At 60.3% G+C, this 23,462-nt stretch carries 22 protein-coding genes; 15 read left to right on the top strand and 7 right to left on the bottom strand.

The annotated features are described in order from the left end of the window. Positions 1-69 precede the first annotated feature (69 nt). Positions 70-1,236, top strand: a complete 1,167-nt coding sequence (locus tag FHT78_RS25350) for an ATP-binding protein (RefSeq protein WP_183749310.1) — start codon at positions 70-72, stop codon at positions 1,234-1,236. 58 nt (positions 1,237-1,294) lie between these two features. Here the strand turns inward: FHT78_RS25350 and repC are convergent, their stop codons facing one another. The 3 genes from repC to repA all read right to left on the bottom strand — a co-directional run bounded on the left by repC (position 1,295) and on the right by repA (position 4,923). Next, a complete protein-coding gene (gene repC, locus FHT78_RS25345) occupies positions 1,295-2,569 on the bottom strand; it encodes a plasmid replication protein RepC (protein ID WP_183749309.1) in 1,275 nt (424 codons plus the stop codon). 154 nt (positions 2,570-2,723) lie between these two features. Continuing rightward, positions 2,724-3,725: a plasmid partitioning protein RepB gene (gene repB, locus FHT78_RS25340; RefSeq protein ID WP_183749308.1), complete on the bottom strand. Its 1,002-nt coding sequence runs from the start codon at positions 3,723-3,725 to the stop codon at positions 2,724-2,726. A gap of 4 nt (positions 3,726-3,729) precedes the next feature. After that, positions 3,730-4,923 (bottom strand): plasmid partitioning protein RepA, encoded by a 1,194-nt coding sequence (gene repA, locus FHT78_RS25335; protein ID WP_183749307.1) that lies wholly within the window; start codon positions 4,921-4,923, stop codon positions 3,730-3,732. Positions 4,924-6,416: 1,493 nt separating this feature from the next. On the opposite strand from repA, the gene FHT78_RS25330 reads away from it, so the two are divergent. From FHT78_RS25330 to trbI, 11 genes are read left to right on the top strand one after another with little or no spacing between them, the layout of a single operon-like run. Next, complete coding sequence (locus FHT78_RS25330; protein ID WP_183749306.1) at positions 6,417-7,046, top strand: acyl-homoserine-lactone synthase; 630 nt, start codon at positions 6,417-6,419, stop codon at positions 7,044-7,046. 10 nt (positions 7,047-7,056) lie between these two features. Beyond that, entirely contained in the window at positions 7,057-8,016 is a 960-nt protein-coding gene (gene trbB, locus FHT78_RS25325) for a P-type conjugative transfer ATPase TrbB (protein ID WP_183749305.1), read from the top strand. Continuing rightward, complete coding sequence (locus FHT78_RS25320; protein WP_183749304.1) at positions 8,006-8,368, top strand: TrbC/VirB2 family protein; 363 nt, start codon at positions 8,006-8,008, stop codon at positions 8,366-8,368. Before trbB ends, FHT78_RS25320 begins: the two co-directional genes overlap by 11 nt. Further along, on the top strand, positions 8,365-8,664 hold the full coding sequence (locus FHT78_RS25315) for a conjugal transfer protein TrbD (RefSeq protein ID WP_183749303.1): 300 nt from the start codon (positions 8,365-8,367) through the stop codon (positions 8,662-8,664). The genes FHT78_RS25320 and FHT78_RS25315 overlap by 4 nt, the downstream gene beginning before the upstream one ends. Before the next feature lie 8 nt (positions 8,665-8,672). Next, a complete protein-coding gene (locus FHT78_RS25310; protein WP_183749302.1) occupies positions 8,673-11,090 on the top strand; it encodes a conjugal transfer protein TrbE in 2,418 nt (805 codons plus the stop codon). Next, on the top strand, positions 11,077-11,874 hold the full coding sequence (gene trbJ / locus FHT78_RS25305) for a P-type conjugative transfer protein TrbJ (RefSeq protein WP_183749301.1): 798 nt from the start codon (positions 11,077-11,079) through the stop codon (positions 11,872-11,874). The genes FHT78_RS25310 and trbJ overlap by 14 nt, the downstream gene beginning before the upstream one ends. Continuing rightward, positions 11,868-13,070, top strand: a complete 1,203-nt coding sequence (gene trbL / locus FHT78_RS25300) for a P-type conjugative transfer protein TrbL (protein WP_183749300.1) — start codon at positions 11,868-11,870, stop codon at positions 13,068-13,070. Before trbJ ends, trbL begins: the two co-directional genes overlap by 7 nt. A 17-nt stretch (positions 13,071-13,087) precedes the next feature. Next, positions 13,088-13,744, top strand: a complete 657-nt coding sequence (gene trbF, locus FHT78_RS25295; RefSeq protein WP_183749388.1) for a conjugal transfer protein TrbF — start codon at positions 13,088-13,090, stop codon at positions 13,742-13,744. 53 nt (positions 13,745-13,797) lie between these two features. Then, positions 13,798-14,589 carry a P-type conjugative transfer protein TrbG gene (gene trbG, locus FHT78_RS25290; RefSeq protein ID WP_183749387.1) on the top strand — a complete coding sequence of 264 codons (792 nt, stop codon included), beginning with the start codon at positions 13,798-13,800 and terminating at the stop codon, positions 14,587-14,589. Between the two features lies 1 nt (position 14,590). Continuing rightward, entirely contained in the window at positions 14,591-15,016 is a 426-nt protein-coding gene (locus FHT78_RS25285) for a conjugal transfer protein TrbH (RefSeq protein WP_183749299.1), read from the top strand. A 12-nt stretch (positions 15,017-15,028) separates the two neighbouring features. Continuing rightward, on the top strand, positions 15,029-16,321 hold the full coding sequence (trbI, locus tag FHT78_RS25280; RefSeq protein WP_183749298.1) for an IncP-type conjugal transfer protein TrbI: 1,293 nt from the start codon (positions 15,029-15,031) through the stop codon (positions 16,319-16,321). Between the two features lie 285 nt (positions 16,322-16,606). On the opposite strand, the gene FHT78_RS25275 is transcribed toward trbI, so the two are convergent. After that, positions 16,607-17,311, bottom strand: coding sequence for an autoinducer binding domain-containing protein (locus tag FHT78_RS25275; RefSeq protein ID WP_183749297.1), 705 nt, complete (start codon positions 17,309-17,311; stop codon positions 16,607-16,609). A gap of 122 nt (positions 17,312-17,433) precedes the next feature. Continuing rightward, positions 17,434-18,072, bottom strand: coding sequence for a winged helix-turn-helix domain-containing protein (locus FHT78_RS29835; protein WP_183749296.1), 639 nt, complete (start codon positions 18,070-18,072; stop codon positions 17,434-17,436). Between the two features lie 270 nt (positions 18,073-18,342). On the opposite strand from FHT78_RS29835, the gene FHT78_RS29705 reads away from it, so the two are divergent. After that, positions 18,343-19,041, top strand: a complete 699-nt coding sequence (locus FHT78_RS29705) for a response regulator transcription factor (RefSeq protein ID WP_183749295.1) — start codon at positions 18,343-18,345, stop codon at positions 19,039-19,041. Between the two features lie 13 nt (positions 19,042-19,054). Next, positions 19,055-20,455, top strand: a complete 1,401-nt coding sequence (locus FHT78_RS25260) for an amidohydrolase (protein WP_183749294.1) — start codon at positions 19,055-19,057, stop codon at positions 20,453-20,455. On the opposite strand, the gene FHT78_RS25255 is transcribed toward FHT78_RS25260, so the two are convergent. Together FHT78_RS25255 and FHT78_RS25250 are read right to left on the bottom strand one after the other, a co-directional pair. Continuing rightward, entirely contained in the window at positions 20,452-21,798 is a 1,347-nt protein-coding gene (locus FHT78_RS25255; RefSeq protein WP_183749293.1) for an MmgE/PrpD family protein, read from the bottom strand. The genes FHT78_RS25260 and FHT78_RS25255 overlap by 4 nt on opposite strands. Continuing rightward, positions 21,786-22,859 carry an ornithine cyclodeaminase gene (locus FHT78_RS25250; protein WP_183749292.1) on the bottom strand — a complete coding sequence of 358 codons (1,074 nt, stop codon included), beginning with the start codon at positions 22,857-22,859 and terminating at the stop codon, positions 21,786-21,788. The genes FHT78_RS25255 and FHT78_RS25250 overlap by 13 nt, the downstream gene beginning before the upstream one ends. Positions 22,860-23,123: 264 nt before the next feature. On the opposite strand from FHT78_RS25250, the gene FHT78_RS25245 reads away from it, so the two are divergent. Next, complete coding sequence (locus tag FHT78_RS25245) at positions 23,124-23,387, top strand: hypothetical protein (RefSeq protein ID WP_183749291.1); 264 nt, start codon at positions 23,124-23,126, stop codon at positions 23,385-23,387. The last annotated feature ends 75 nt before the right edge of the window (positions 23,388-23,462 follow it).

Raw genomic sequence — 23,462 nt, 5'->3', positions numbered from 1 at the left:
GTCCCGGCTTTTACGGTCGGATACCACGTTTTCCTTGCAATTCTGGAGTTTAATTCCATAAATGCAAGGATGATCAACCGTCGAATATCATCCGAGCTGAGCGAACTGCTAGACACGCGCCCAGCTGTCGCGCTCATCGGCCCCCGTCAGGTCGGAAAAACGACGTTGGCACTCTCCATAGCCGACCATCGGCCCTCGATCTATCTAGATCTGGAATCGGATGCTGATCGCGCCAAGCTCGCCGAACCGGAACTATATCTCAGCCAACACAACGACAAGCTCGTCATCTTGGACGAGGTCCACCGGCTTCCTAATCTCTTCCAGAATTTGCGCGGACTTATCGATCGCGGCCGTCGTAACGGAAGGAAAGCCGGACAGTTCCTGCTGCTTGGGTCGGCATCCATTGACTTGTTAAAACAGTCGGGCGAGACGCTGGCTGGCCGTATCGCCTATCTTGAAATGGGACCGGTCAACGGCATCGAAGTACCAGCTGATGAACTGGATCCGCTGTGGCTACGAGGTGGTTTCCCAGACAGCCTACTCGCTGCGAGCGATCGTGCAAGCCAGCGATGGCGGCAGGACTTTATTCGCACCTATCTGGAGCGAGATATTCCTTTGCTCGGTCCTCGTATTCCCGCCGAGACACTGCGGCGCTTCTGGACAATGCTCGCACATCGTCAGTCCGGACTTCTGAACGCCGCGGAGTTTGCACGCGCGCTTGGCGTCGATAGCAAGACCGTCGCCTCCTATCTCGACCTTCTAGCTGATTTGCTGCTCGTACGGCGTTTGGAGCCTTGGCATGCAAATGTCGGAAAGCGGCTCGTAAAGTCACCACGAGTTTATGTTCGCGACAGCGGCATCACCCACACCCTCTTGGGACTGACCAGTCAGGAAGATCTGCTCGGTCATCCGGTCGCCGGTGCAAGTTGGGAAGGTTTCGTGATCGAGACGTTGATTGCAGCAGCACCGGCCGGAACACAGAGTAATTTCTATCGGACATCCGCCGGCGCCGAAATCGATCTTCTGCTCACGCCACCGGGCGATCGTCCCTGGGCCATTGAAATCAAGCGCAGCCTATCACCGAAACTCGAAAAGGGGTTCTATCTTGCGTGCGAGGATTTGAATCCGCTGCGTCGGATCGTCGTTTATCCCGGGCGCGAAGTCTTTCCCATGAAGCAAGACGTGGAAGCAATGTCGCTGCCAGCTTTAGGGACAGCTTTGGCCCAACTCACGTAGTGCATGATCGATCGCGTCTGCCAAGATAAAGCCAAGGCGGGTACTCGGCCCCGTCTCACTAGCCGTTCCCCGCCCGCGTGCCCCCTTCGCCATTGCTGCGATAAAGCGCCATCAGCATGGGACCGAGCGCAAACTCTCCACGTTCGGTCCGTCTCGTCAGGTCGCGCAGATAGCCGCCGGCCGAATTGATGTGCCCTCCCCTTTCCAGGATGCAGGCAATGACGGTTGCGGCATTTTCCGGTCCCATGATGTCGCAGGCGTCCTGATAGGCCGATGGACTGACGCCCAGCATCGCTCTAACGGTAACTGCGGCCGACATCAGCTCCCGCCAACTGCCGATGGCTCCGCCCGCAGCATAATCGGATATTTGCGGGCAGGCCTGGAGGACCACGCCGAGCGGAAAGGATTTCAGGTCGCTTATTGTCTGTCCCCTCGCCCTTTGCATTGCCATGCCCTGCTGCCCTACCGTCTTGGCACTCCGTTCGTTGTCGCCCTCAGCTTTCGCGCCCAGCTTCGTTTCGAAGCCAGGTTCAAGTTCAGAAATAGAGTCGGGATTTGAATTCTGTATGTGCCGCTCACTTTGAAAGGCATTGCCGCTTGTTTTTTGGGAATTCAGGAGGTTTTCCAACTGGTTGACCACATCCTCGCGCAGCTGCTCCATTTCTTCGAGAGCTCCTTCTAGCTCTGAGGTGCCGGGATTGCGCGCGAGCGCGCCGACAATGCCCTTCTGATACGCGATCACAGCGTCCCAATCACCAGAGAGGTTTTCCTCAAGCGCGGTTTCGACGAGCTTTGAAATGTCGCGACGGCAAAGCGTCAGGCGCTCTCGCAGCCGCTGCAGGTGCAACCGATCGGCGACGACCTGGGCTGCCAACGTTTCTATCTCTTCCGAGCGCGCAAGCAGCGGAGCGAGCGAAAAGCCGAAAGCATCCTCGACGGATCCGGACCTGTTCTTGCGCGCGTAGCGCTTGCCGTTCGGGCTATCCTTACGGATCAATAGCCCAGCGCCGACAAGGACCGCCAGATGGCGCCGGATCGTCTGCTCGGCCATGCCATGGGCGCGCAGGGAGAGCTGAACGTTGGACGGGAAAACCACAAGCCCGTTCTCTTCCGAAAGCTCGTTCTTCGGATAGAAGCTCAAAAGCGCATTCATGACGGCGAGCGCCCTGTCGGATATGCCGAGCAGCACCCGCGCTTCGCACAGCGCCCGATAAAGTTTCCATTTGTCGACCGACTTGTCCGGTTCGATCTGGCGCGAGACGACTTGGCTTGAAAACATGCCAAGCGTCATCGGCCGCCGCCCAAAGGGCGTCGTCACACTTCCACCATTCATTTTCTTTCACCCTCTGTCAGGCAAAAGAAAGCCGCTCGCCAAACTGACGCCTAAAGACTCTTGACTGCGATTCGTGGAAATGCGATTCTTGATTTGCTAGAACGAGAAGGGCTTCCACGACGGTGACGTTTGGGGGCCTTTTTCTTTTGCTTTCCTAAGCTCCTCTTTGCTGTTGGTATTCCGCATAGAGACGCTTGAGCCTCTCCTGCACGAATTCATCGAAACCTGGCGCTGCCTTACTGTCGAAAACAAAGGTCGCGGTCGCCGGCGTGCGTTTGAGCTTCACCGGCAGATCGCCGACTTGCGTTGACGTCATGGCAGCCTTCGCACCCGTCGGCTTTTTCGTCGCCAGCGCAAAGGCATGATGGAACCGGTCATTACTCGACATGCCGCCAATGTTGTCCGCGGACAACATTGTGAGGAGCGCGTCTATATCAGCCGTCTCGAGATGTTCGCCGAATTCAACCCAGCGCCGTCGGCCGATCTCCGGCGCCGATCCGATCGCAGTGATCAGCGCGATCGGAACCTGACGCGTGATAAGACGCATTCTTGACAATGCAGCCCTGTCGACGTTCAGCGCAGCCATCACCACGTCGCTGCCGAAACCCCTCTCATCGAGCCGATGCGCAAAGAGCGCCCGCTCGATGTAGGAAAGATCGGTGCGGGCATTGTTTTCCTGCCCCTGGCTGACGACAAGCTGTTCGTCGCTCAGCGCCCGCACGATCGCCTTGACCTTTATCCCGAGGGCGTTGGCAGCAGCGAGGCGGCGATGGCCGAAGGCAACCTGGAAACGGCCCTTCTCGTCGGGATGCGGACGCACCAGAATAGGGACTTGTTGGCCGTGTTCGCGGATCTGATCCGTCAATTGCGCGAGCTCAGCGGCGTCGACTTCAAGTCTGTCGGCGACGAAGGAAGCATCAATCAGCGCCGTGTCGAGCTCGACGACCGTCTGGCCCTCGGCGAGCTGGCGTTCCAGGTCATTGGCGCGCTCAACCTTCTCGGTGATATTGCCAAGCGTCCTGGTAATGCCGCCGACAGGGCCGCCACTGCGGGACTGCGGGATGAAGCCGGCGATCGGCCGGCTGTCACGCGGCGCGACTGCAGACGCTTCCGGGCGAACTTCGTTCGAGACTTCGATAAGGTTCTTGCGCGCCATTCAGCTATCTCCTGCCCCAGGTCGAGCGGATGTGGGCCTCTATCTCGCCGTTGACGAGGTTCATCGATTCCAGCGCCCGGTCGTAGGTTCCACGGGTGAACTGAGAGCGGTCGACCTCGTAGAGCGTCTGCTTGGTAACGCCAGCATCTGAGATTGCCGTCGACTTCAGCATCGAGTTCTGAAGCATGCGATTGCCGAAGATCGCCCGCATGAAGCCGGTCATCTGGCTCTGCGGTCCGTCATTGGGTTCAAAGCGAGTGACGAGATAGCGCATCCAGTCGTAGCTGGTGCGCCCGCCTGCCCGTTCGACGACCGACATGAGTTCGCTCGTCATCGTCAGGAATTGCGACATCGACATGACGTCGAGCATCTGCGGATGCACAGTAATCAGCACCGAGGTCGCAGCACAAAGAGCCGACATCGTGAGAAAGCCAAGCTGTGGCGGGCAGTCGATGACAACAATATCGTAGAGACTTTCGATATCGGTCAGCGCCTCACCGATACGGGCGAAGAACATGGATTCGGCAGTGCCTCCCGTCATCGCCTTCGGCGTCTCATGCTCGAATTCCATCAGTTCGAGATTGCCGGGAATGATATGGAGGTTCGGGGTATAGGTCGAGCGAACCACTTCCGAGATCGGCACCGGATTTTCGTAGCGGATGGCGCCGTAAATCGTTTCTCCCTCACCGACGTCGAGTTCGGGCTGGTGGCCGAAGAGCGCCGAAAGGGACGCCTGCGGGTCAAGGTCGATGGCAAGCACGCGGTAGCCGCGCAGCGCCAGAAACTGCGCGAGATGGGCCGACGTCGTCGTCTTGCCGGAGCCGCCCTTGAAGTTCATGACCGAGACGACCTGCAGCTTTTCAGCGCCGCGCCGGATGGGGACATATTTCGGAATGCCGTTGCGCTCGTCGAGCGCCTGACGGATGCGGTTCATGTCGTCGGCATCATACTGGCGCCGGCCGTTGGCAAGTGGATCGGGTCCGTGGCCGTCTTTGGCGATTTGACGGAGATAACCTTCGCCGATCCCAATATAGGAGGCGGCTTCCGCCGGAGAGAATAACCGCATCGTCTTTCGAGACAGCGGCGGGAAAATTTTTGCCTGGTGCTGCTGGAGCTGATAGGCGAGCTCCTGAGCATCCGTTGCCAGAAGCGACGGAAGGTGCTCTTGATCGTCTTTCAGAACTGGATTCGCTAGCATCTTGGTTTCCAATTTAATTGCGCAATTTTGGGAGAAACGGCATCAACTGCGCAGTTATATTATCGCCCGATTCGTTACCGATTTACAAACGCTTAACCATAAGGCTGTCCACAGGCCTTTTTGGCCTCCTTTTCTGCAGCACGACTCGCCGTAATGCGCCGCCATCGAAGCCGCGAAGGCATATTGATTAGGTACGTGCTCCGCCTACCGCGAGTTTCGATAAGCGTAACGATCGTCGACCTTCTGCGTACTTCTGCGCCGCAATCGAGGATATGCGAAAGTCTACTGAGGCTCATCCCCACGCATGTGAGGGGGTCGCGCTGCGTCGCCAATCGTCAGAACGCTACATGTTGTCCGCGGACAACAAGAGATGTGAGTCTACGAACGCAGCGGCGAGATCAGAGCGGCATCGGTCACGCCAAATGCCCGAGTGCCCAGTCAATCGGGCGCTGTTCCGCTCGAAGCGAAATGCTCTCTGTCCGAATCGGCCGAGATTCAAGACGCGTGAACCGTATCGAAGGCGAGCGACAGCTTTCGGTGATTGTCTCCCCTGCGACCCGGCCAACGGCCGGAACGGTAGCCATTCTATGAGGACCGCCCCGATGGCATCAGCTGTACGATATCGGGTTCGACACTCTCCAAGGTCACGTCTTTCGACGAAAAGTAAAAAGATGCGCTTTGCGAGGTCGGCGGCGGCCAAGTCAGTGCGACAGATTACAGGTCACATGAAGCGGTTTACGATTTGACGGTGGAGGAGGGAAGGGGATCCAATGCCACTGGAGAGGCGGTGTAAGGTTCGCTTCATGACGCCCGGCCACGGGACCCCTGCCTGGTGCCGCCAATCCAGGAACAGCGTTTCACCCACGTGGATCTGCTCTGAGGACTGCGGGTTCGCACCGCAGCCGAGTTCTCGTGTGCTCGCCCGTCGGCCGAACCCTCTCGAATAGGCCCTGCAGTCTTGCTTGAGAGCTGCAATCGATGGACGACGGCTCTTCGATTTGCTCGAAACCGACCGGACAACCGGGCGCCCGGAGACGGGTTGCTAATGGGACAACCAAATGGCCAACGGAAGTGAGTGCAGATTTCGCTTCCGCCTGGTGAAATAGCGCCATTACGTCATATGGTTAATGAACCTGAAATTCAAGCACGCCGGCCGGTTCGCGAGCAACAGCGCGTGTGGCTTACAATCAGGGGCCGCCGACGAAAAGCGTTCGGCCAAAATTTCGCTACGGAGTAGGAAGGGCCATCCTTTCTTGCCGCGCTACGTCTTGGGGGAGATCGTCAGCAATGGCTGCACTGATGACCTCGCCCCCGCAGCCCGATCGGTGCCGAAATGTCGAACAGCATTCAACGCGAATACTCCACCGACAACATGTGGCGATGACGTTCTGCGCCACGATCAAAGCGACCAGGGCCCCTCACATTGGAGGGTCTGACAAGCCGCAGACATCGTGGTTTGGATAACCGCACCTCAATTGACGTGGAGTACGCTCATGTTTGCGACGGCGATCGCACCGGCAGATGCAGCATCAGACTCATATCTTCTCGACACCATGTTCCGCCTCAGGGCACGGGTATTTGGCGGGCGCCTGAACTGGGAGGTCACAGTCGAAGAGGGGAGGGAGCGCGATCGGTTCGACGACCTTGCAGTCTCCTACATCATCATCGTCGATGAGGGCGGTGAGGCAATTGCCTCGGCACGTCTGCTTCCAGCGCTTGGCCCGACCATGCTCGTCGATGTCTTTCCGGAACTCCTGGGTGACAGGCCATTCGTGCCGCATGCACGCATGGTCGAAAGTTCCAGGTTCTGCGTCGACACAGAGACGAAGGCGGCGGCGGCCGGAGCCTTCGGTTTGAACGAGGCGACCGTCTTTTTGTTTGCCGGTATTCTCGAATGGTGCCTGGCCAAAGGCATGACTGAAATTGCCACGGTGACGGACCTGCGGTTCGAGCGCATTCTCAAACGCGTCGCCTGGCCGCTTGCGCGCTACGGCAAACCGCGTTTGATCGGCAACGTCATGAGCGTTGCTGGAAGCTTGCCCGTGTCGGATGAGCATTTCCAGGCGCTGCGGCCGGCTGCCTACCGGTCGACCCTATCGACCTGCTTTCGCTGCGCCGCCTGAGGATCTGGCAATGCAAGCACGTTCATTACCGCGGCTCGTGCGGAAGCTCGAGGACGCTCTCGGTCCTTCGCTCCTGACTGCGCTCGCAGACCCCTCAGTAAGCGAGATCATGCTCAATCCGGACGGGTGCCTCTTCATCGAACGGCTCGGCGCAGGCATCGTCCACGCTGGCGAGATGGAGGAAGGGGCCGCCGAAATCATCATAGGCGCCGTCGCCCATGTCTTAAACACCGAGGTCGATACGGCGCGCCCCATCGTATCTGGGGAGCTGCCAATCGGCGGGCATCGTTTCGAGGGCCTGCTCCCGCCGATCGTGGGGGGTCCAACCTTCTCGATCCGCAGGCATGCGAGCCAGCTCATCATGCTCGACGACTACGTGACGTCGCGGGTCATGACCGCAAAACAGGCGAGGATCCTGCGCGAGGCCGTCGTTGCCCGGCTCAACGTCGTCGTCTCAGGCGGCACCGGATCGGGCAAGACGACGCTTTCGAACGCGATCATCGCGGAGATTGCAAGCCATTGCCCGAACGATCGCCTCATCATTCTGGAAGACACGAGCGAGCTTCAATGTGCGGCTGCAAACGTGCTTTCCCTGCGAACCAGCGACGAGGTCGGCATGGCGCAGCTCCTCAAGAGCACGCTACGCCTGCGCCCCGACCGTATCATCGTCGGCGAGGTGCGCGACGGAGCAGCACTGACCCTTCTCAAAGCATGGAACACCGGTCATCCTGGCGGTGTGACGACCCTTCATGCCAATTCAGCGCATTCTGCACTCGTGCGTCTCGAACAGCTTACCGCCGAGGCAAGTCGTCAGCCCATGCAGGCGGTCATCGGCGAGGCCGTCGATCTCGTCGTGTCGATCGAACGGACCTCGCAGGGCAGACGCATCACCGACATCCTGCAGGTCAAGGGTTTTTCCGGCGGCGCCTATCATCTCGAACCCGGCATGGAGGAGCGTCATGCGGCATAGACATCTGATCGGACTTGTTTTCCTCGCGCTCACAGGCCTTCGGCATCCGGCTCTTGCAAGTTCGGGAGGCAGCTTGCCCTGGGAAGCGCCGCTCGAACAGATCCAGGAATCGATCACAGGTCCGGTCGCAGGCTTCATCGCCCTTGCGGCCGTCGCGGTGGCCGGCGGCATGCTGATCTTCGGCGGCGAACTCAACGATTTCGCGCGGCGCCTGATGTATCTCGTTCTTGTTGCCGGCGTCCTCCTCGGAGCCACCCAGATCGTCGCACTCTTCAATGCGACGGGCGCCACAGTCGGCATATCTGCGCTCGCGGTCCAGGTGGAAGACGAGAGGGGAGGGAAGACGCTATGACCCCGCACGTCCCGGCGCTGCAGAAAAATCGCATCCATCGCGCCCTATCTAGGCCGAACCTTCTGATGGGCGCCGATCGTGAGCTTGTGCTCGTTACCGGCCTTGCCGCCATCATTCTCATCTTCGTCGTGCTGACCGTTTACTCTGCCATGATCGGCATTGCGATCTGGCTGGCGATCATCGGGCTGCTGCGTCGCATGGCCAAGGCCGATCCGATGATGCGCAGGATCTATCTTCGCCATATCCGTTACAGCTCGCACTACCGGGCAACGTCGACGCCCTGGCGAAGGGTTTGAGGTGGGTCATGGTGGCGCTTCGCCTTTTTCGCCATACTGGACCATCTTTTGCCGATCTCGTTCCCTATGCCGGCCTTGTCGACGAAGGCGTCCTTCTCCTGAAGGACGGCTCCCTGATGGCCGGCTGGTATTTCTCCGGGCCGGATTGCGAAAGCTCGACCGATGGCGAGCGCAACGACGTCGCCCGGCAGATCAACCAGGTGCTTTCGCGCCTCGGCTCGGGATGGATGATCCAAGTCGAGGCCGTCCGCGTGGCGACGGCCGATTATGCGAGCCCCGATCGCTCGCATTTTCCAGACCGAGTGACGCGCGCAATCGATGAGGAACGCCGCCGGCATTTCGAGAGCGACGGTGGCCATTTCGACTGTCATCACGCCATCATTCTCACCCATCGACCACCCGAGCCTCGCCGGTCTGCGTTCGGCAAATACCTCTATTCCGACCCCGTCAGCCGCAAGCAGGGCCATGCCGAGATCGCACTTTCAGCCTTCGAGGCGGCAACACGTGAGATCGAGCAGTATCTCGCAACCACGTTGTCTATTCGCAGAATGCGGACGCGCAGCTTAAAGGCCGGCCGCTATGACGAGCTCCTGCAATTCATCCGCTTCTGCATCACCGGTGAAAATCACCCCGTTCGGCTGCCCGACGTGCCCATGTATCTCGATTGCATCTTGACGGCGCAACTGCTGCACGGGTTGGCCCCCAAGATCGACAATCGGTTCGTCGCTATCGTTGCGATCGATGGATTGCCGGCCGAAAGCTGGCCCGGGATCCTCAATAGTCTCGACCTGATGCCGGTTGAATATCGGTGGTCGTCGCGCTTCATCTTCCTCGATGCTACGGAAGCTCGGGTCAGGTTCGAGCGAACCCGAAAGAAGTGGCAGCAGAAGGTACGGCCGTTTGTCGACCAGCTCTTTCAGACCCAGAGCAGGTCGGTCGATCAGGACGCGCTGTCAATGGTGAGCGAAACCGAAGACGCGATTGCCGAAGCCGCATCCGAACTTGTCGCCTACGGATACTATACGCCCGTCGTCGTCCTTTTCGACGATCGTGCCGAAGGCCTGCAGACGAAGGCGGAGGCGGTTCGCCGGCTGATCCAGGCAGAAGGGTTCGGCGCCCGCATCGAAACATTGAATGCCACAGAGGCCTATCTCGGCAGTCTGCCCGGCAACTGGTACTGCAATGTCCGCGACCCCCTTATCACCACCCGCAATCTGTCCGATCTCGTGCCCTTGAACGCGGTGTGGACGGGCAGGGCGACAGCACCATGCCCGTTTTATGAGGAGGCCGCACCGCCCTTGATGCAGGTCGCCTCCGGCTCCACCCCGTTTCGCTTCAACCTGCACGTTGACGACGTCGGCCATACCTTGATCTTCGGCCCGACGGGCTCGGGAAAATCGACGCTCCTGGCTCTGATCGCCGCCCAGTTCCTGCGTTATCGGGATGCGCAGCTCTTCGTCTTCGACAAGGGCTCGTCGATGTTGCCGCTCACCCTTGCTGCCGGCGGCGACCACTATGAGATCGGCGGGGAAGGGGAGGGTGCTGCCCTCAGCTTCTGTCCACTCGCGTCCCTGTCGGACGAGGCCGATCGCGCCTGGGCGTGCGAATGGATCGAAACGCTCATCGGCCTACAGGGTGTTTCCGTTACACCTGATCATCGCAATGCAATAGCGCGGCAGATCGCACTGATGGCCAACTCACCAGGGCGTTCGCTGTCGGATTTCGTAAGCGGAGTACAGGTGCGTGAGTTGAAGACGGCGCTGCGTCATTTTACGGTGGACGGCCCGATGGGGCAGCTGATCGATGCCGAAAGCGACGGCCTGATGCTCGGGCATTTCCAGACATTCGAAATCGAACAGCTGATGACGATGGGCGAGCGGACGCTGCTTCCGGTTCTAACCTATCTCTTCCGGCGCATCGAAAAACGGCTGAATGGCGCACCGAGCCTCATCATCCTCGATGAGGCCTGGCTGATGCTCGGCCATCCAGCCTTCCGTGAGAAGATCCGCGAGTGGCTCAAAGTGCTGCGCAAGGCCAATTGCGCCGTCGTTCTCGCCACCCAGTCTATTTCCGATGCCGTGCGATCGGGCATCATGGACGTGCTGAAGGAAAGCTGCCCGACGAAGATCTGCCTGCCGAATGGTTCGGCGCGCGAGCCCGGTACGCGGGATTTCTACGAGCGGATAGGATTCAACGAACGCCAGCTCGACATTGTCGCGACCGCCAGACCGAAACGCGACTATTACGTCGTCTCTCCTGAAGGCCGGCGCCTCTTCGACATGGCACTCGGACCGCTTACGCTTTCCTTCGTCGGTGCTTCCGGCAAGGACGACCTCAAGCGCATCCGCAAGCTACGCAGCGAGCACGCCGATGAATGGCCATCGATTTGGCTGAAGGAGAGGGGAGTGTCCGATGTCATGCTCTAGCAGCCGCATCCTGGCCCTTTCACTTGCCGTCCTCATGGCGGCAGGAGCCAGACCGCCTGTCGTTATGGCGGGGGCCGCAACCGGTGCTGCGACCGAATTCACGCAGCTTGCCAACAATGGTGAGCTCGTCAAGCTGCTTCAAAGTTCCGGGGTGCAGGTCGATAATCAGCTGACCCAGATCACCCAGCTTGCCGAGCAGATCCAAAACCAACTGAAGATCTACGAAAACATGCTGCAGAACACGAAGCAGCTTCCTGCCCATATCTGGGGAGAGGTCGAGGGCGACCTCAATCAGTTGCGCCGGGTCGTCTCCGACGGCCAGAGCATCGCCTTCTCGATGGCCAATGCCGACGACATTTTACGCCAGCGTTTTTCAAGCTATGCAAGTCTGCGGACAAGCCTGCCGAGCGCTGAGGGCTTTTCAACCACCTATCAGACCTGGTCGGACACCAATCGAGACACGATCGCGGCAACTCTGAGCGCGGCGAGCCTGACGGCAAGGCAATTCGACAGCGAGGAGTCGACGATGGCATCCCTTCGCTCCCTGTCGGAGGGGGCCGACGGGCAGCTGAAGGCGCTTCAGGTCGGCCACCAGATCGCCGCCCAGCAAGTCGCCCAGATGCAGAAGCTTCGCGGTCTCGTCTCGCAACAGATGACGATGATGGGGGCGTGGCTGCAAAACGAACAGACGGACAAAGACCTTGCGCAGGCCCGCCGCGAGCGCTTCTTTCAGTCCACGATCCCTTCAACGACGGGCGGCCGGACCATGGAGCCGCAATGGTGAGGTCGGCGCAAAGTCACACCGCAGCGATTGCCGGGCGTGCCGTGGCTTGCGCAGTCTTCGGTCTTGCCCTGACTGTTGTTCCCGCCCATGCCCAGGAAGGCTCCCTCATCACATCCTTGCAGGACGAGATCAGCAGTGCGGCCCGGGGCTGGGAACAGACCGTCTCGAATGCGGCACGATCGCTCTTCTGGATCCTGGCTTCGATCGAGATCGGTCTTGCCGCGATCTGGCTCGCATTGCAGGCGCCATCGCTGCAGGAATGGTTCGCGGTGCTCGTGCGTCGTATCATGTTCGTCGGATTCTTCGCACTCGTCCTCGATCAGGGGCCGAGCTTTGCGAAGGCCGTTGTCGACAGTCTGTTCCAGCTCGGGGCGTCCGGCGGCAATGCCTCACCGGCAGATATCTTCAATGCAGGACTGGTGGTCGCCGGCAAGATGGCTGAAAAAATCCGCTTCGGCCTCTTCGAGGACAACGCGCTCGCCGTCTCGGCTGCCTTCGCAACGATCGTGGTCGTCATCGCGTTTTCCCTGGTGGCCGCGATCTTCGTGGCGATCATGGCGGAGATGTATATCGGCCTACTCGCCGGGATGATCATGCTGGGGCTCGGCGGTTCGTCCTTCACCAAGGACTTCGCCATCAAATATCTGGTCTACGCGTTCAGCGTCGGAATGAAGCTGATGGCGCTCGTCATGATCGCTCGCATCGGCTCTGAGGTTTTGATCGGCCTGGCCAACCGTCCAGAAATCGGCGAGCAGTTCCAGACGCTGCTCGCAATCGCCGGAATTGCGGTCGTGGTGTTCGTTATCGCGATCTATGTGCCAAACATCATCCAGGGCGTCATCCAGGGTGTTTCGGTCGGCAACGGCATGGAGGTCATCCGGCACGGCGGCCAGGCCGCATCCTTTGCAGCGGGCGCAGGGTTCCTGGTCGCCGGCAGCGCATCGGCCGGCATGGCGGCGGCCCGGTCGAGCCGGGCAGGCGGCGCTTCGATCGCGGGCGCTATCTCAAGCGGCATGGCCGAAGGCGTCGGGGCCGCAGGCAAGGCTACCGCCTCGGCCATGAAGGACAAGGCCATCGACGCGCCCGGATCGCGTGCGAGCTCGCTGATCGGCCTTGCCAATGCCAAGCTCGACCAGGCACGCATGACCGCGGCCAGGCCGTCCTCGACGGCGCTCCGACAAGGGCAGCGCCCATGAGAAGCGAAGAAAAGGTGATGCCGACTGCCTCGGAGAACCCGTACCTCGCAGCGCGCTTGGAATGGAACGAGCGCTATGGGTCCTATGTCAGGGCAGCGACGGCCTGGCGCATCGTTGCCGTTCTCTCTCTGTCGATCGCCCTCGTCGGTGTCGGCTACGCACTATACCTTAGCGCCCAGGTTCAACTCGTCCCCTATATCGTCGAGGTCGACAGGCTTGGTACGCCCGTTTCGGCGGGGTTTCCCGAACATATAGAATATGCGGATGCCCGCGTCGTGCGCGCGACACTTGGCGGCTTCGTTACCAGCTTTCGATCGGTCACCCCCGATGCGGTCGTGCAAAAGCAATATATCGACCGGACCTATGCGTTGCTCAGAACCTCCGATCCGTCGACCCAGAAGATCAACGCGTGGTTTCGCGGCAATTCCCCCTTTGAAAAGGCGAAGACTGCAACGGTGGCCGTCGAAGTCAACAATATAGTGGCGTTGTCGAACCAGTCATACCAGATCGATTGGACGGAGTTCGAACGTGATCGGCACGGCAAGGAAACCGGCACGCGACGGTTCAGGGCGATCGCCACGGTGACGATGACGGCACCACAGGACGAGGCGACGATCCGCCTGAACCCGATCGGGCTTTATCTCAAAGACCTCGACTGGACCGCACAGTTATGAAGCGAGGACAATTCATGGATTGCCGGACACATCGGTCGCTTACCTTCTCCTTTATGATCTTTGCTGCGATGGCAGCCGGCGTGGCGCCGACCAGGGCACAGTCGATGAGCGCAAACGAGACGAAGGGGACGAGCCTGTCGTCGAAATGGCGCGCCGGCCCAGGTCTCGTCACGAGAGGCCCCGATGGCAAGGTTGTCTTCCTGTTCGGCGAGACCCAGCCCTCGATCGTCTGTTCACCCCTCCAGGTCTGTGACATCGAGCTCGAACCGGGCGAAGTAGTCCGCGACGTTCTCGTCGGCGATACGGTCAGATGGAAGGTGGAGCCGGCAACTTCGGGAGCGGTCGGGGGTCAGGCGATCCACCTGATCGTCAAGCCCGCAGAGCCCGGCTTGGTGACGTCGATGGTCATCACGACATCGCGGCGCACCTATCACATCCAGCTGAAATCCCACCCCAGCCAGTATATGGCACGGGTCGGCTTCTCCTATCCGGACGACGTTTCCGACAGGCTCGCCGAAGTGAATGCACGTCTGGAGGTCAAAGGGGCGCCCGGAACGGGCGTGCTGGCAGCGGGTCTGAACTTTTCCTATACCGTCAGCGGCAGCGCAGCATGGAAGCCGACCCGCGTCTATTCCGACGGGCTAAAGACCTATATCCAGTTCCCCCGCACCCTGGCCGGACAGGACGCGCCCGTTCTCTTCGTCGTTTCCGGCGGGCAGAACCGCATCGTCAACTATCGCCTCGCAAACGACATGATGGTGGTCGATTACAATATCGAACGCGCGGTCCTCGTCTCCGGCGTCGGCTGGCGCAAGCAGCAGGTCACGATCCGGCGGAGCAGCTGACATGCGCTTATCGCTCCTTGCATTCGCGTGCTGCATCGCTCTCGGCAGCTGCCAGGCTCCGAACGGGAACGGGGGGATTGCGATCGAGGCAGCACCGGTTTCGCCGGACGTCGCGGCGGTGATCGCAGGCGACATGGCGGTCCGGCTTTCCGAGCGTCTGTCTCCCGCATCGAGCCTGATCAGGCTCTCAGAGGAGGCGTCGGAATTCTCGCCGGCGCTGCGCGCGTCGCTAAAAGCGTCCGGCTACACCGTCGCGAGCGGTGCGACGCCCGAGGCGAAGGCGATCGTCCTCTCCTACGGTCTTACGCAATCTCCCGATGGCCTTCTCGCCAGTCTTTCGACAGATGGGATGCGGCTTGCCCGAATCTACGCCGTCTCGGGTGCGCGGGTAACGCCGATCGGCCCCTTGTCCGTGGCGACATTCTAGCAGGAGCACGCTATGGCTCAATCACTCCAGCTCAGCCACCCACCGGAGGGACAGAGCCAGACGATGCGTCGCCTCAGCCGGTTGCCGGTGCTCGTAACGCTCGGCCTGATCCTGATCTTCTTTGCAGTGATCATTTTCGGCCTTGCAGGCCGGGGATTCTACGGCAGGCAAGCGCAGCAGGAGGACGCAGCCGGCATCCCCGCATCGAACTATGCGGACCAGCTCAAACGGGGGATCCAGGACGGCATAATCGGCGAGCCAGAGCCGGCCGACCGGTTCAAACCGCAGCCTCCCGAGACGGCGCCCAAACAGTTGACGCCCGATCCACCGCCCGTCATCCAGAAGGCGGCTCCAGAAGCGGTAGAGCCTGAATCCGAAGACAATCTCGAAGCTCGGCTGGCACGCGAAGGGCGCGAACGCTATTTGCGGGAGATCGAGCGCCGCCGCATGGCACGTTTGCAGGCGGCGGAAGCGGCGCTGGATTCGCCGCTTCCAGTCGATATCACGCAGGCCCGCGTCCCCGCGCCGCCTGGCGATGAGGCGGAGCGACGCTCGGCCGTCAGAACGCCATCTTCGCCCCTCGATCTCTATCAAGCCGCGCTCGAGGGGGGATCTGCCGGCCAGAATGCAGACCCGAACAAGCAACTTTCGAAGGAGGATTTCTTCAATGAGGACATAAAGGAGCTCGGCTACCTGCCAAACAGGGTCGTGCCACGGCTTTCGCCCTATGAGCTCAAACGGGGATCTGTCATTCCCGCAACGCTCATCTCAGGAATCAATTCCGACCTGCCGGGGCGGATCAGCGCCCAGGTCAGCCAGAACGTCTATGACAGCGCGACCGGCAACCGCCTGCTGATCCCGCAAGGGTCAAAGCTCTTCGGGCGCTACGATTCCAAGATCGCTTTCGGCCAGGCGCGCGTGCTGGTCGTATGGACCGATCTCATCTTCCCCAACGGCCAGACGCTGCAGATTGGCGGCATGGCCGGCACGGACGCGGAAGGTTACGGGGGCTTCAGAGATCGCGTCGACAACCACACGCTTCGCACCTTCGGGTCAGCAGCCCTTATCGCCCTGATTGGAACGGGCATCGATGCCTCCATTCCCGAAAGCTCGGCGCGGGCGACACAGGACACCGCCTCTGACGCTGCAAGGCGCAATTTTGCCGAATCCTTCGGACGCGTTGCCGAGCGGACGATCGACAAGAACCTGAACGTCCAGCCGACATTGCAAATCCGGTCCGGTTACAGGTTCAACCTCCTCGTCGACCAGGACATCGTCTTTCCGGGCGCCTATCCCGCATTCTAGGGCAACAGCCATGTCGAATTATCCACCACAGACATCAATTGTCAGAACGGCGTCGCTTGTTGCAATTGTGTGCAGCGAAAGGACGATGCAAGCGGACGCCCCCGGTCGGACATCGCTACGCGTAATGTATTTCGGATATAGCTCGAATCGGACCCTTCATGTGGCCTGGGAGAGCTTTCTCAATACCGGGCCATTACGACGACCCACTAAAAACGGACTGGCATCGGCAGTCCAGCTCAAAACCATACGGGCTCGCTTTGATGCCAAGCGCCGCGGCCCAGATCTTCATATCAGGCCGAGGCGCGTCGCCAGATAGATCGCATTCGACGTCGTATGGGCACCGAGCTTGCGTCGCGCGCCGTCCAGATAGTAGCGAACGGTCACCTTCTTGATCCCGAGGATGTCGGCCGTCAGCGACATCGATTTGCCGCGTGCGGCCCAACTCAGGCATTCCTTTTCCCGCACGGACAGGCTGACATCCGCTCTTCGCATGGTGGACGGATCGGCGATTTTTAGCGTTGCATGGACCATGGCTGTGGCGGTCGCCGCGCGAATGTCATCGATTGCACCGTCGAATCGGAAATCGGGAAGCTTCGACGCCAGTGTCAAAACCGCTACCCGACCAAATTCGGTGGGGATCGGCATCGAGAGCCCGGAAACGATGCCAAATTGACGGGCATGCTCGTAGAATTTTCGTTCTTCCGGTGAGGAGGACCACCAGAGGCCCGTCGCCGACCAATGAAATGGCTTCAGCAAGCGTTTTGCGGCGGTGATGACCGGATCGACCGTCTGATACTGGTTTGCGAAGTAGATATCCTGCCATTCCGGCGGGTAGTTGGAGAAGGCTTCGGTATCGCCGGCACGCACGTTTACATAAGCGAAATGGTCGAAGCCGCATTGCTCGGCGAATGACAGGAGTGCGTGGTGCGTCGAACGTTCATCGGTCGAAAGGCTCAAAACATCAATCAGGTTATCCAGTCGTTTTTTCAATGCAAATCGCTCCCGTTGGCCGGCTGCGCGACCAAAGACACGCCCAACCGGGCATCATCACCACTCCCATATGCCTGCAACCGGGGATTAAACACCCATGGCACGAAAATTGGAATCCGTACTTATTCAGGGTTGATTTCCCCGATGAAGACATAACCGCCAAGACGCACGGTCTGGATGAGTTGGAGGGCATTTCCGCCCTGAGCTAGCTTGCGGCGCAGCCGGCAGATATGCACGTCCACACTGCGCTCAAGTGGCCTGCCGAGGCCGATATGCGTGGCGTCCAAGAGCGCCCGACGTGACAGGACGACGCCTGGCTGTCGGCACAAGGCGATCAGGATCTCGAATTCTGCCGCCAGTAGTGCGACATGCGAGCCATCAGGCGCCAACAACTCTCGACGGCGCGGATCGACGCGCCAGCCCTCAAAATTGAGGGTGGGCCGGCGCTCGTCCTTATACAAGTCGGATCTGCGCAAGAGTGCTCGCACATGGACCATCAGCTTGTGCATATCCGCGTGAAAGGGAAGGCAATAATCAGCGCCCGCCTCAAGACCGTCGAGTTGCTCCTCAGCTCCACTCAAAAGGATGATCTGTATCGAACTCGCGGCGCGGATGCGCCGGCACAGGTCGAGGCCGATTTCGGGCGTGGTAGACGTGGAGATGATGAGAATTCGAAAGCGACCGCCTGAGAGCACTTGATCGGTGGCTTGAGCGGGCGCGACGACCGCGCTTGCGAAACCGTGTCTGCCGAGCTCCTCCACCAGCGGTGCGGCGGAGGCGAAATCGTCGGTCGCAATGAGTATGGCGGACTTCCGTCGCGGCGTTTCCATCCGGTCAGGACAGCACAGAATGCGGCACCTTCAAGTCGCAGATGTGAGGGGATCAATCCGCGCGGCAAAAGCCCGAAATCGCCGTATCACCGAGGAAATAATATTTAATATCATAGTCTTTGCTGCCGGTGACCATTCATGGCATCGTTACATCCAAGAGTTGTCGATTCAAAAAGGAACTCGATTTCTCGCGGGCCGCCGGTGAAACCCAATATCGTCATAAGCTCGCCCGATGCCGACTTTTCGCTGACGCTCCGTCATATTCTCGAGGTTGAGGGATTTTCTACTGACCTTGCCATGGGCCCGGCTGAAACGGTCGACGCGATCAGGCAGAAAAAGAATGTCGGGCTCGTCCTCGACGGCAGAAACGAGTTCGCGATCAACCTTTGCAGATCACTCAAATCGGATGAAGGGATCGGACAAGTGCGCATCGTCACGCTCGTCCCGGCGGAAGCGGAGCACCGTTACGAGGCGTTTCTGAACGCCGGCGTGGATGAGGTCTTTATCCGGCCGATCGAGCCCGACCGATATCTGCGCGCGCTCAGACGGCTGCTCGGCGCAGACGGATGCCGGTCTTGCACCCATCAGGAACAGGAAGGCATCACTGACGGCGGGCTGACCGTCGACACGCGCGCCCATCGTATCACCTATGACGGCCGCGACATTCATCTCGGGCCGATCGAATTCGCGCTCTTGCGGACGATGGCCGGCGAGCCCAGCCGCGTCTTTCGGCGCGACGAGCTGTCATCTATGGCCTGGCCACAAGGTGTGTTCGTGGACCCAAGAACCGTTAACGTCCATATCGGAAGGCTGCGAAGAGCGCTTTCGGCCGTCATGGGAAGGGACATCATCCGTACGGTTCGCGGGATCGGCTACGGCATCGAATTCAACCGGGATTGAAGGAGGGAACCTTGTGAGCCAGATCCGTCCGATCGCGATCATCAATGCGAGCGTCATCACCGGTGACGGCGTAACCGTGCTCGACAAGGCGAGCGTGCTTCTTGCAAATGGCCGGATCGAGGCGGTCGTAGAGGTCGATCTGCCTTCGCTCTCCCCGGACTATCTCGTGTTGGACGCGTCGGGATGCAGCGTCCTGCCGGGAGTGATCAACGCCCACGCGCATGGCTGCGTCTTCGGTCCTTCAATGCCAAGCGGATCAGCACCCTTCGATCAAAGAGAGGTCGACTACCAGCGTAACCGCCATCTCCTGTCTGGCACGACGACGCTGCTAAACGTCTGCGGCCTTGCGCTTGATGACGAGATCGATGCCGGCCCGAATGGAGGCCATCCGCTCGACATCCATATCAGCACCGCCCACACGCCAGCCAGCCTCGCCGCTGCCCGGGCGGTCGACGGCGCGGGGCTCTCGGGCAGACATCTGGCAGCAAGGATCGATGACCTTCTTAGCCGCGGCGCCAAGGCGCTCGGCGAGGCGGGCGGGGGCCAGACGCTTGGCGGCGGCGCCCAGGACTACCGCATTCTTCCTGCCGCGATTAAAAAAGCCTGCGGGCTGGTCGTGCATCCGAATCTGGCGCGGCTCCTCAAAGAATCAACGCTCGGGCGCAATCTAAACGGGGCGGACAATCCGGGCGGCGAAGCGTTGGCGCGGCTGATCGAGGAGAACGGGCTCGGGCGGCATTTCACGGTCAAAAGCCTCTCCGGTCTGATCCGCGAGACTGTGATGCCGCCAGTAGCGCTCGCACGAAGGGGTTTTGCCGAAATTGCCGACGAGGCGACCCGCACCGCAATGCCGGCCATTTTCCACAACGCAGCACCAACGGCCAGCCAGCTGATCGATCTTGCAAGAGCCCATCCGAGAGCGAGGATCGTCGCCGGCCACAGCAACCATCCCTCGTTCACGACAAAGGAAGCCTTGGAGACCGCCGTGGCGCTGCGCGATCTCGGCGCCAGCATCGACGTTTCGACACTCGACTGCATTTCAACACGTTGGCGCAATGGACCAGGCAATTTCGATGCACTTGTCGAAGCCGGTCTTGTCGATACGATTTCGACCGACTTTGCCGGCGGTGACTGGGACGGTATCCTCGAGGCGGTTCATCGGCTGGTGAGAAAGAGGCTGTGCCTGCCCGCAGCAGCAATTGCCAAGGCGACGGGAAACGTGGCGCGTATCTTTCCTGAGCTTGCGGGCGACCGCGGCTTGATCGCCAGAGGCAAGCGAGCCGACATCCTCATCTGCCACTCCCACAATCTCGCCCGGGTCCGCGACGTCCTGTGCGCTGGCAGAATTGTCGTTTCCAATGGAGAGCTCCGATTCAACTCCATTTCATCTCAGGGGATGTCAGAAGGCGCTTAGGACGACTTCGTCAGGCTCTCAAGGGATCTGGTGATTGCGACTGGGTTTCCCTCCGGTATTGCTGCGACGGCGTCTATAAGCTCCTGCTGATGCCTCTCCTGAAGGCGATGCCGGGTGACGGTCTTGAACTTCTGCACGATGGCCGGCCAATCCATCGGTCTCGTCGGTTCTCCGACCGGCGTGTGGACCGAAGAGACAAGCTGCAAGGTCCGCGTGCTGACGATCAGCCGCGCCAGGGTCTGCGCCGGGAAAGATCGATCGATCTGCGGATCGACAGTCAATCGGATTTTGCGTGCCAACCGCTGCAGGTCTTTGCGTCCAATCGTGCTGACATCAATCGGCGACAAGGCCTGGCTGCCGTCGATCGCAAAAATCGCCAGGCAATAGGGAAGGCTGTATTGCACGTCGATCAGGCTTTGCGGTTCGAGACTGTTTGCGAGTTTTTGAACCCAGGAAAAGCTCTGAACCTCGATCTCGACGATGTCCTCGGCGTCGATCGTATCCGCTGCGGCGATTTCGCCATAGGCGTCGAGAGCTGCATGAATATAGCGGCAACAACCATATGGCTTGAAATAGGTATCGCCGATTTCCCATCGTTGGCCGAGATCTGCCACGATGCGCGCGCCGTCGTAATAGTCGGAATGATCGAGAATATCCAACGGACCGGTAAACCCGGCACCTCCCAGATGAGCTGCCGTCAGTCCGAGAACGCTGCTCCAGGCAATGCCTTCCTTCACGTCGTTGCCGGTCATTTTCGAATAGCCAGAGCTGCCGTTGGCAAGCTGGTTGGGCGCAAGCACGCCGGCGATCGCGAGCGCGTGGGCAAGGCAATCGGGATCGAGCCGGAGCAGACGGCCGGCCGTTGCGGCGGCCGCAAAGCTTGCCCAGCGCCCCGACTGTCGCGTCCTGATCCGTTCGGCGATATGGCCCGCCGCAATCCGCACCCCGACATCATAGCCACAGATGACGGCGCTCAAGAGTTCTGCGCCGGTAGCGCCGGCGTGACCTGCCAACATCAGAGCCGCCGGAATGACTGCTGCACCCGGATGGCCGCGAGCCGCACGATGTCCATCATCGATGTCGAGGGCAGTCGCAGCTGTCGAATTGCAGAACAGCGCGCCGGCCGGCGAACTGCTGCCCTTCAGCCAGATCGTGTCGGTGCCACTTCCAAAAACGGAGGTGGCGATGGAGCGCGCCGCAACGGCGCCTGGCATGTCGGCGCCGGCAACAGCTGCACCGACGAGGTCCAGGATGCAGCGTCGGGCGACATCGTTGAGTTCGGCCGGATAAGCGGTCTGGGCCCGGCATACATGATCGGCAAGAACGCGGCTCAGACAGTGCATGCGGCGATCCGATCGGCATCTGCGGCCTGGCAATATTTCTCGTAGCTTGCCTGGGCAACGAAAAGATCGAGCATGGGCAGGCCTACGCAGGTGATGCAGGTCGGACCATCCGCATCCAAAGACCAGTCCTGCATATCTGAAAGCGAGCGAATGCCGATCAGCGGCCCGACGGCTTCCAGCGATAGGCCCTGGCGAGAGAAATGCAACGCGATGCTCTGCGAGTTGCGACGCGAGACGGTCGGTAGGTCGTCGCAGATGACGAGCCCGGAGCGCAGGACGCGCCGCAGGTAGTCCGCCGGCGCCTCGTCACCGCCAAGATGCAGGGTCGTCGCATCCTCTGCAAGCTCCTCGTCGCTAAAGACCGGGGCGCGCGCATTGGTTGCTGTGATAACGAGCGCGCAGTCGCGCATCGCCCTGTTGTCCTCGACGCAGAGGAGGGGGATCTTCGTCTCGGTCGAAAGCCCGATCGCCAGCGCACGGGCGCTTTCGATCCTGCGGCTACGGATGAAGATCTGCTCGATCCGGGTTTCGCAGGAATAGGTGAGCGAGCGGATCACGCTGCGGGCGACCGGCCCCGATCCCAGAAGGAAGACGGAGGCGGTGGCCTGCCGGCGCAGGCATTTCTCGGCGACGATTGACGCGTAGGTTCCGGTCCGGTCGGCCGACAGAGCCGTTTCGTCGAGGATGGCGATCGGCCGAAGCGTATATTTGTCGAAGAGGATGAAGGTCGACGTCGATCGCGGTAGGCCAAGACGCCGATTGAACGCATTTGCGCCGATGATCTTGACGCCGCCATATCTCGAGTTGACGCCATAGAGCGACGACAGTTTCCAGCCGAGCCGCTCGTCGGCAAAATCCTCCTTAAAGGGGGCGAAGTCGGGCCTCGACCAGAACTCATCTTCCGAAAGCGAAAAAACCGTCTTTCCGCCGCGTGCCGTTCCCGATCGGATCTCATCCCAGGCGTTCGTCGTGGCCAGGTGAATCTCTGCGATCGTCAGTGCGCGATCGTCGTGCTCAAGGTCCCTGGCATTTAAAAGCAAGATATCGTGCGATGCCTCCATCGTCGTCTCCTCCCTTGTCGCGGTCTAAGGCGTGCAAGAGCTCAACGTACGGTTTTTGCTGGGTGCTGGGGGTGAATATTTGGACAATTCCCGTGCTACATGAAGCAGTGAACGCAACGGTTCGGCAACCTTTCGGCGACGTTTGGTTGATAGCGGTCACAGCCGCGGTGTCATCGGCCGCTGCGATCGCCATTGGAAGCGGCTGCCGCTGCGCATTGCGGGAACAAAGAGACCTGCTTGATGTTCTGCGCCAAGGAGGTGGCCATGCCGAAATTTCTCTTTCAGGTCATCGATCGCACAAACCCCGAACCAACCGAAGTCGCGCACGAATTCCGAAGTCTCGACGATGCCAAGCGCGAGGCAAGGTTGGCGCTCGCCCAGATGGCTTGCGAAGGACTGCCGGAGGCTCCGCTCAACATGATTTCTGTCGAACTATTCGATGAGGATCGTGTCCCGATTGCTGAATACCGACTACTTCTCGAGGAAGTCTCAAAAACGCCACCGCCGACACCGCCCGTGGAGCAATAAGGTTCCTAAAAGCCGCCGCGAGCCGTACGAAGGGCGCCGGGGACAGTCCGCTGCAGTCGGTCTAGCTCCCCGGTC

The sequence above is a fragment of the Rhizobium sp. BK196 genome, from assembly GCF_014193255.1.
GTDB lineage: Bacteria > Pseudomonadota > Alphaproteobacteria > Rhizobiales > Rhizobiaceae > Rhizobium.
The sequence above is the reverse complement of the archived record's forward strand: the minus strand, read 5'-3'. Positions and strand labels throughout refer to the sequence as shown.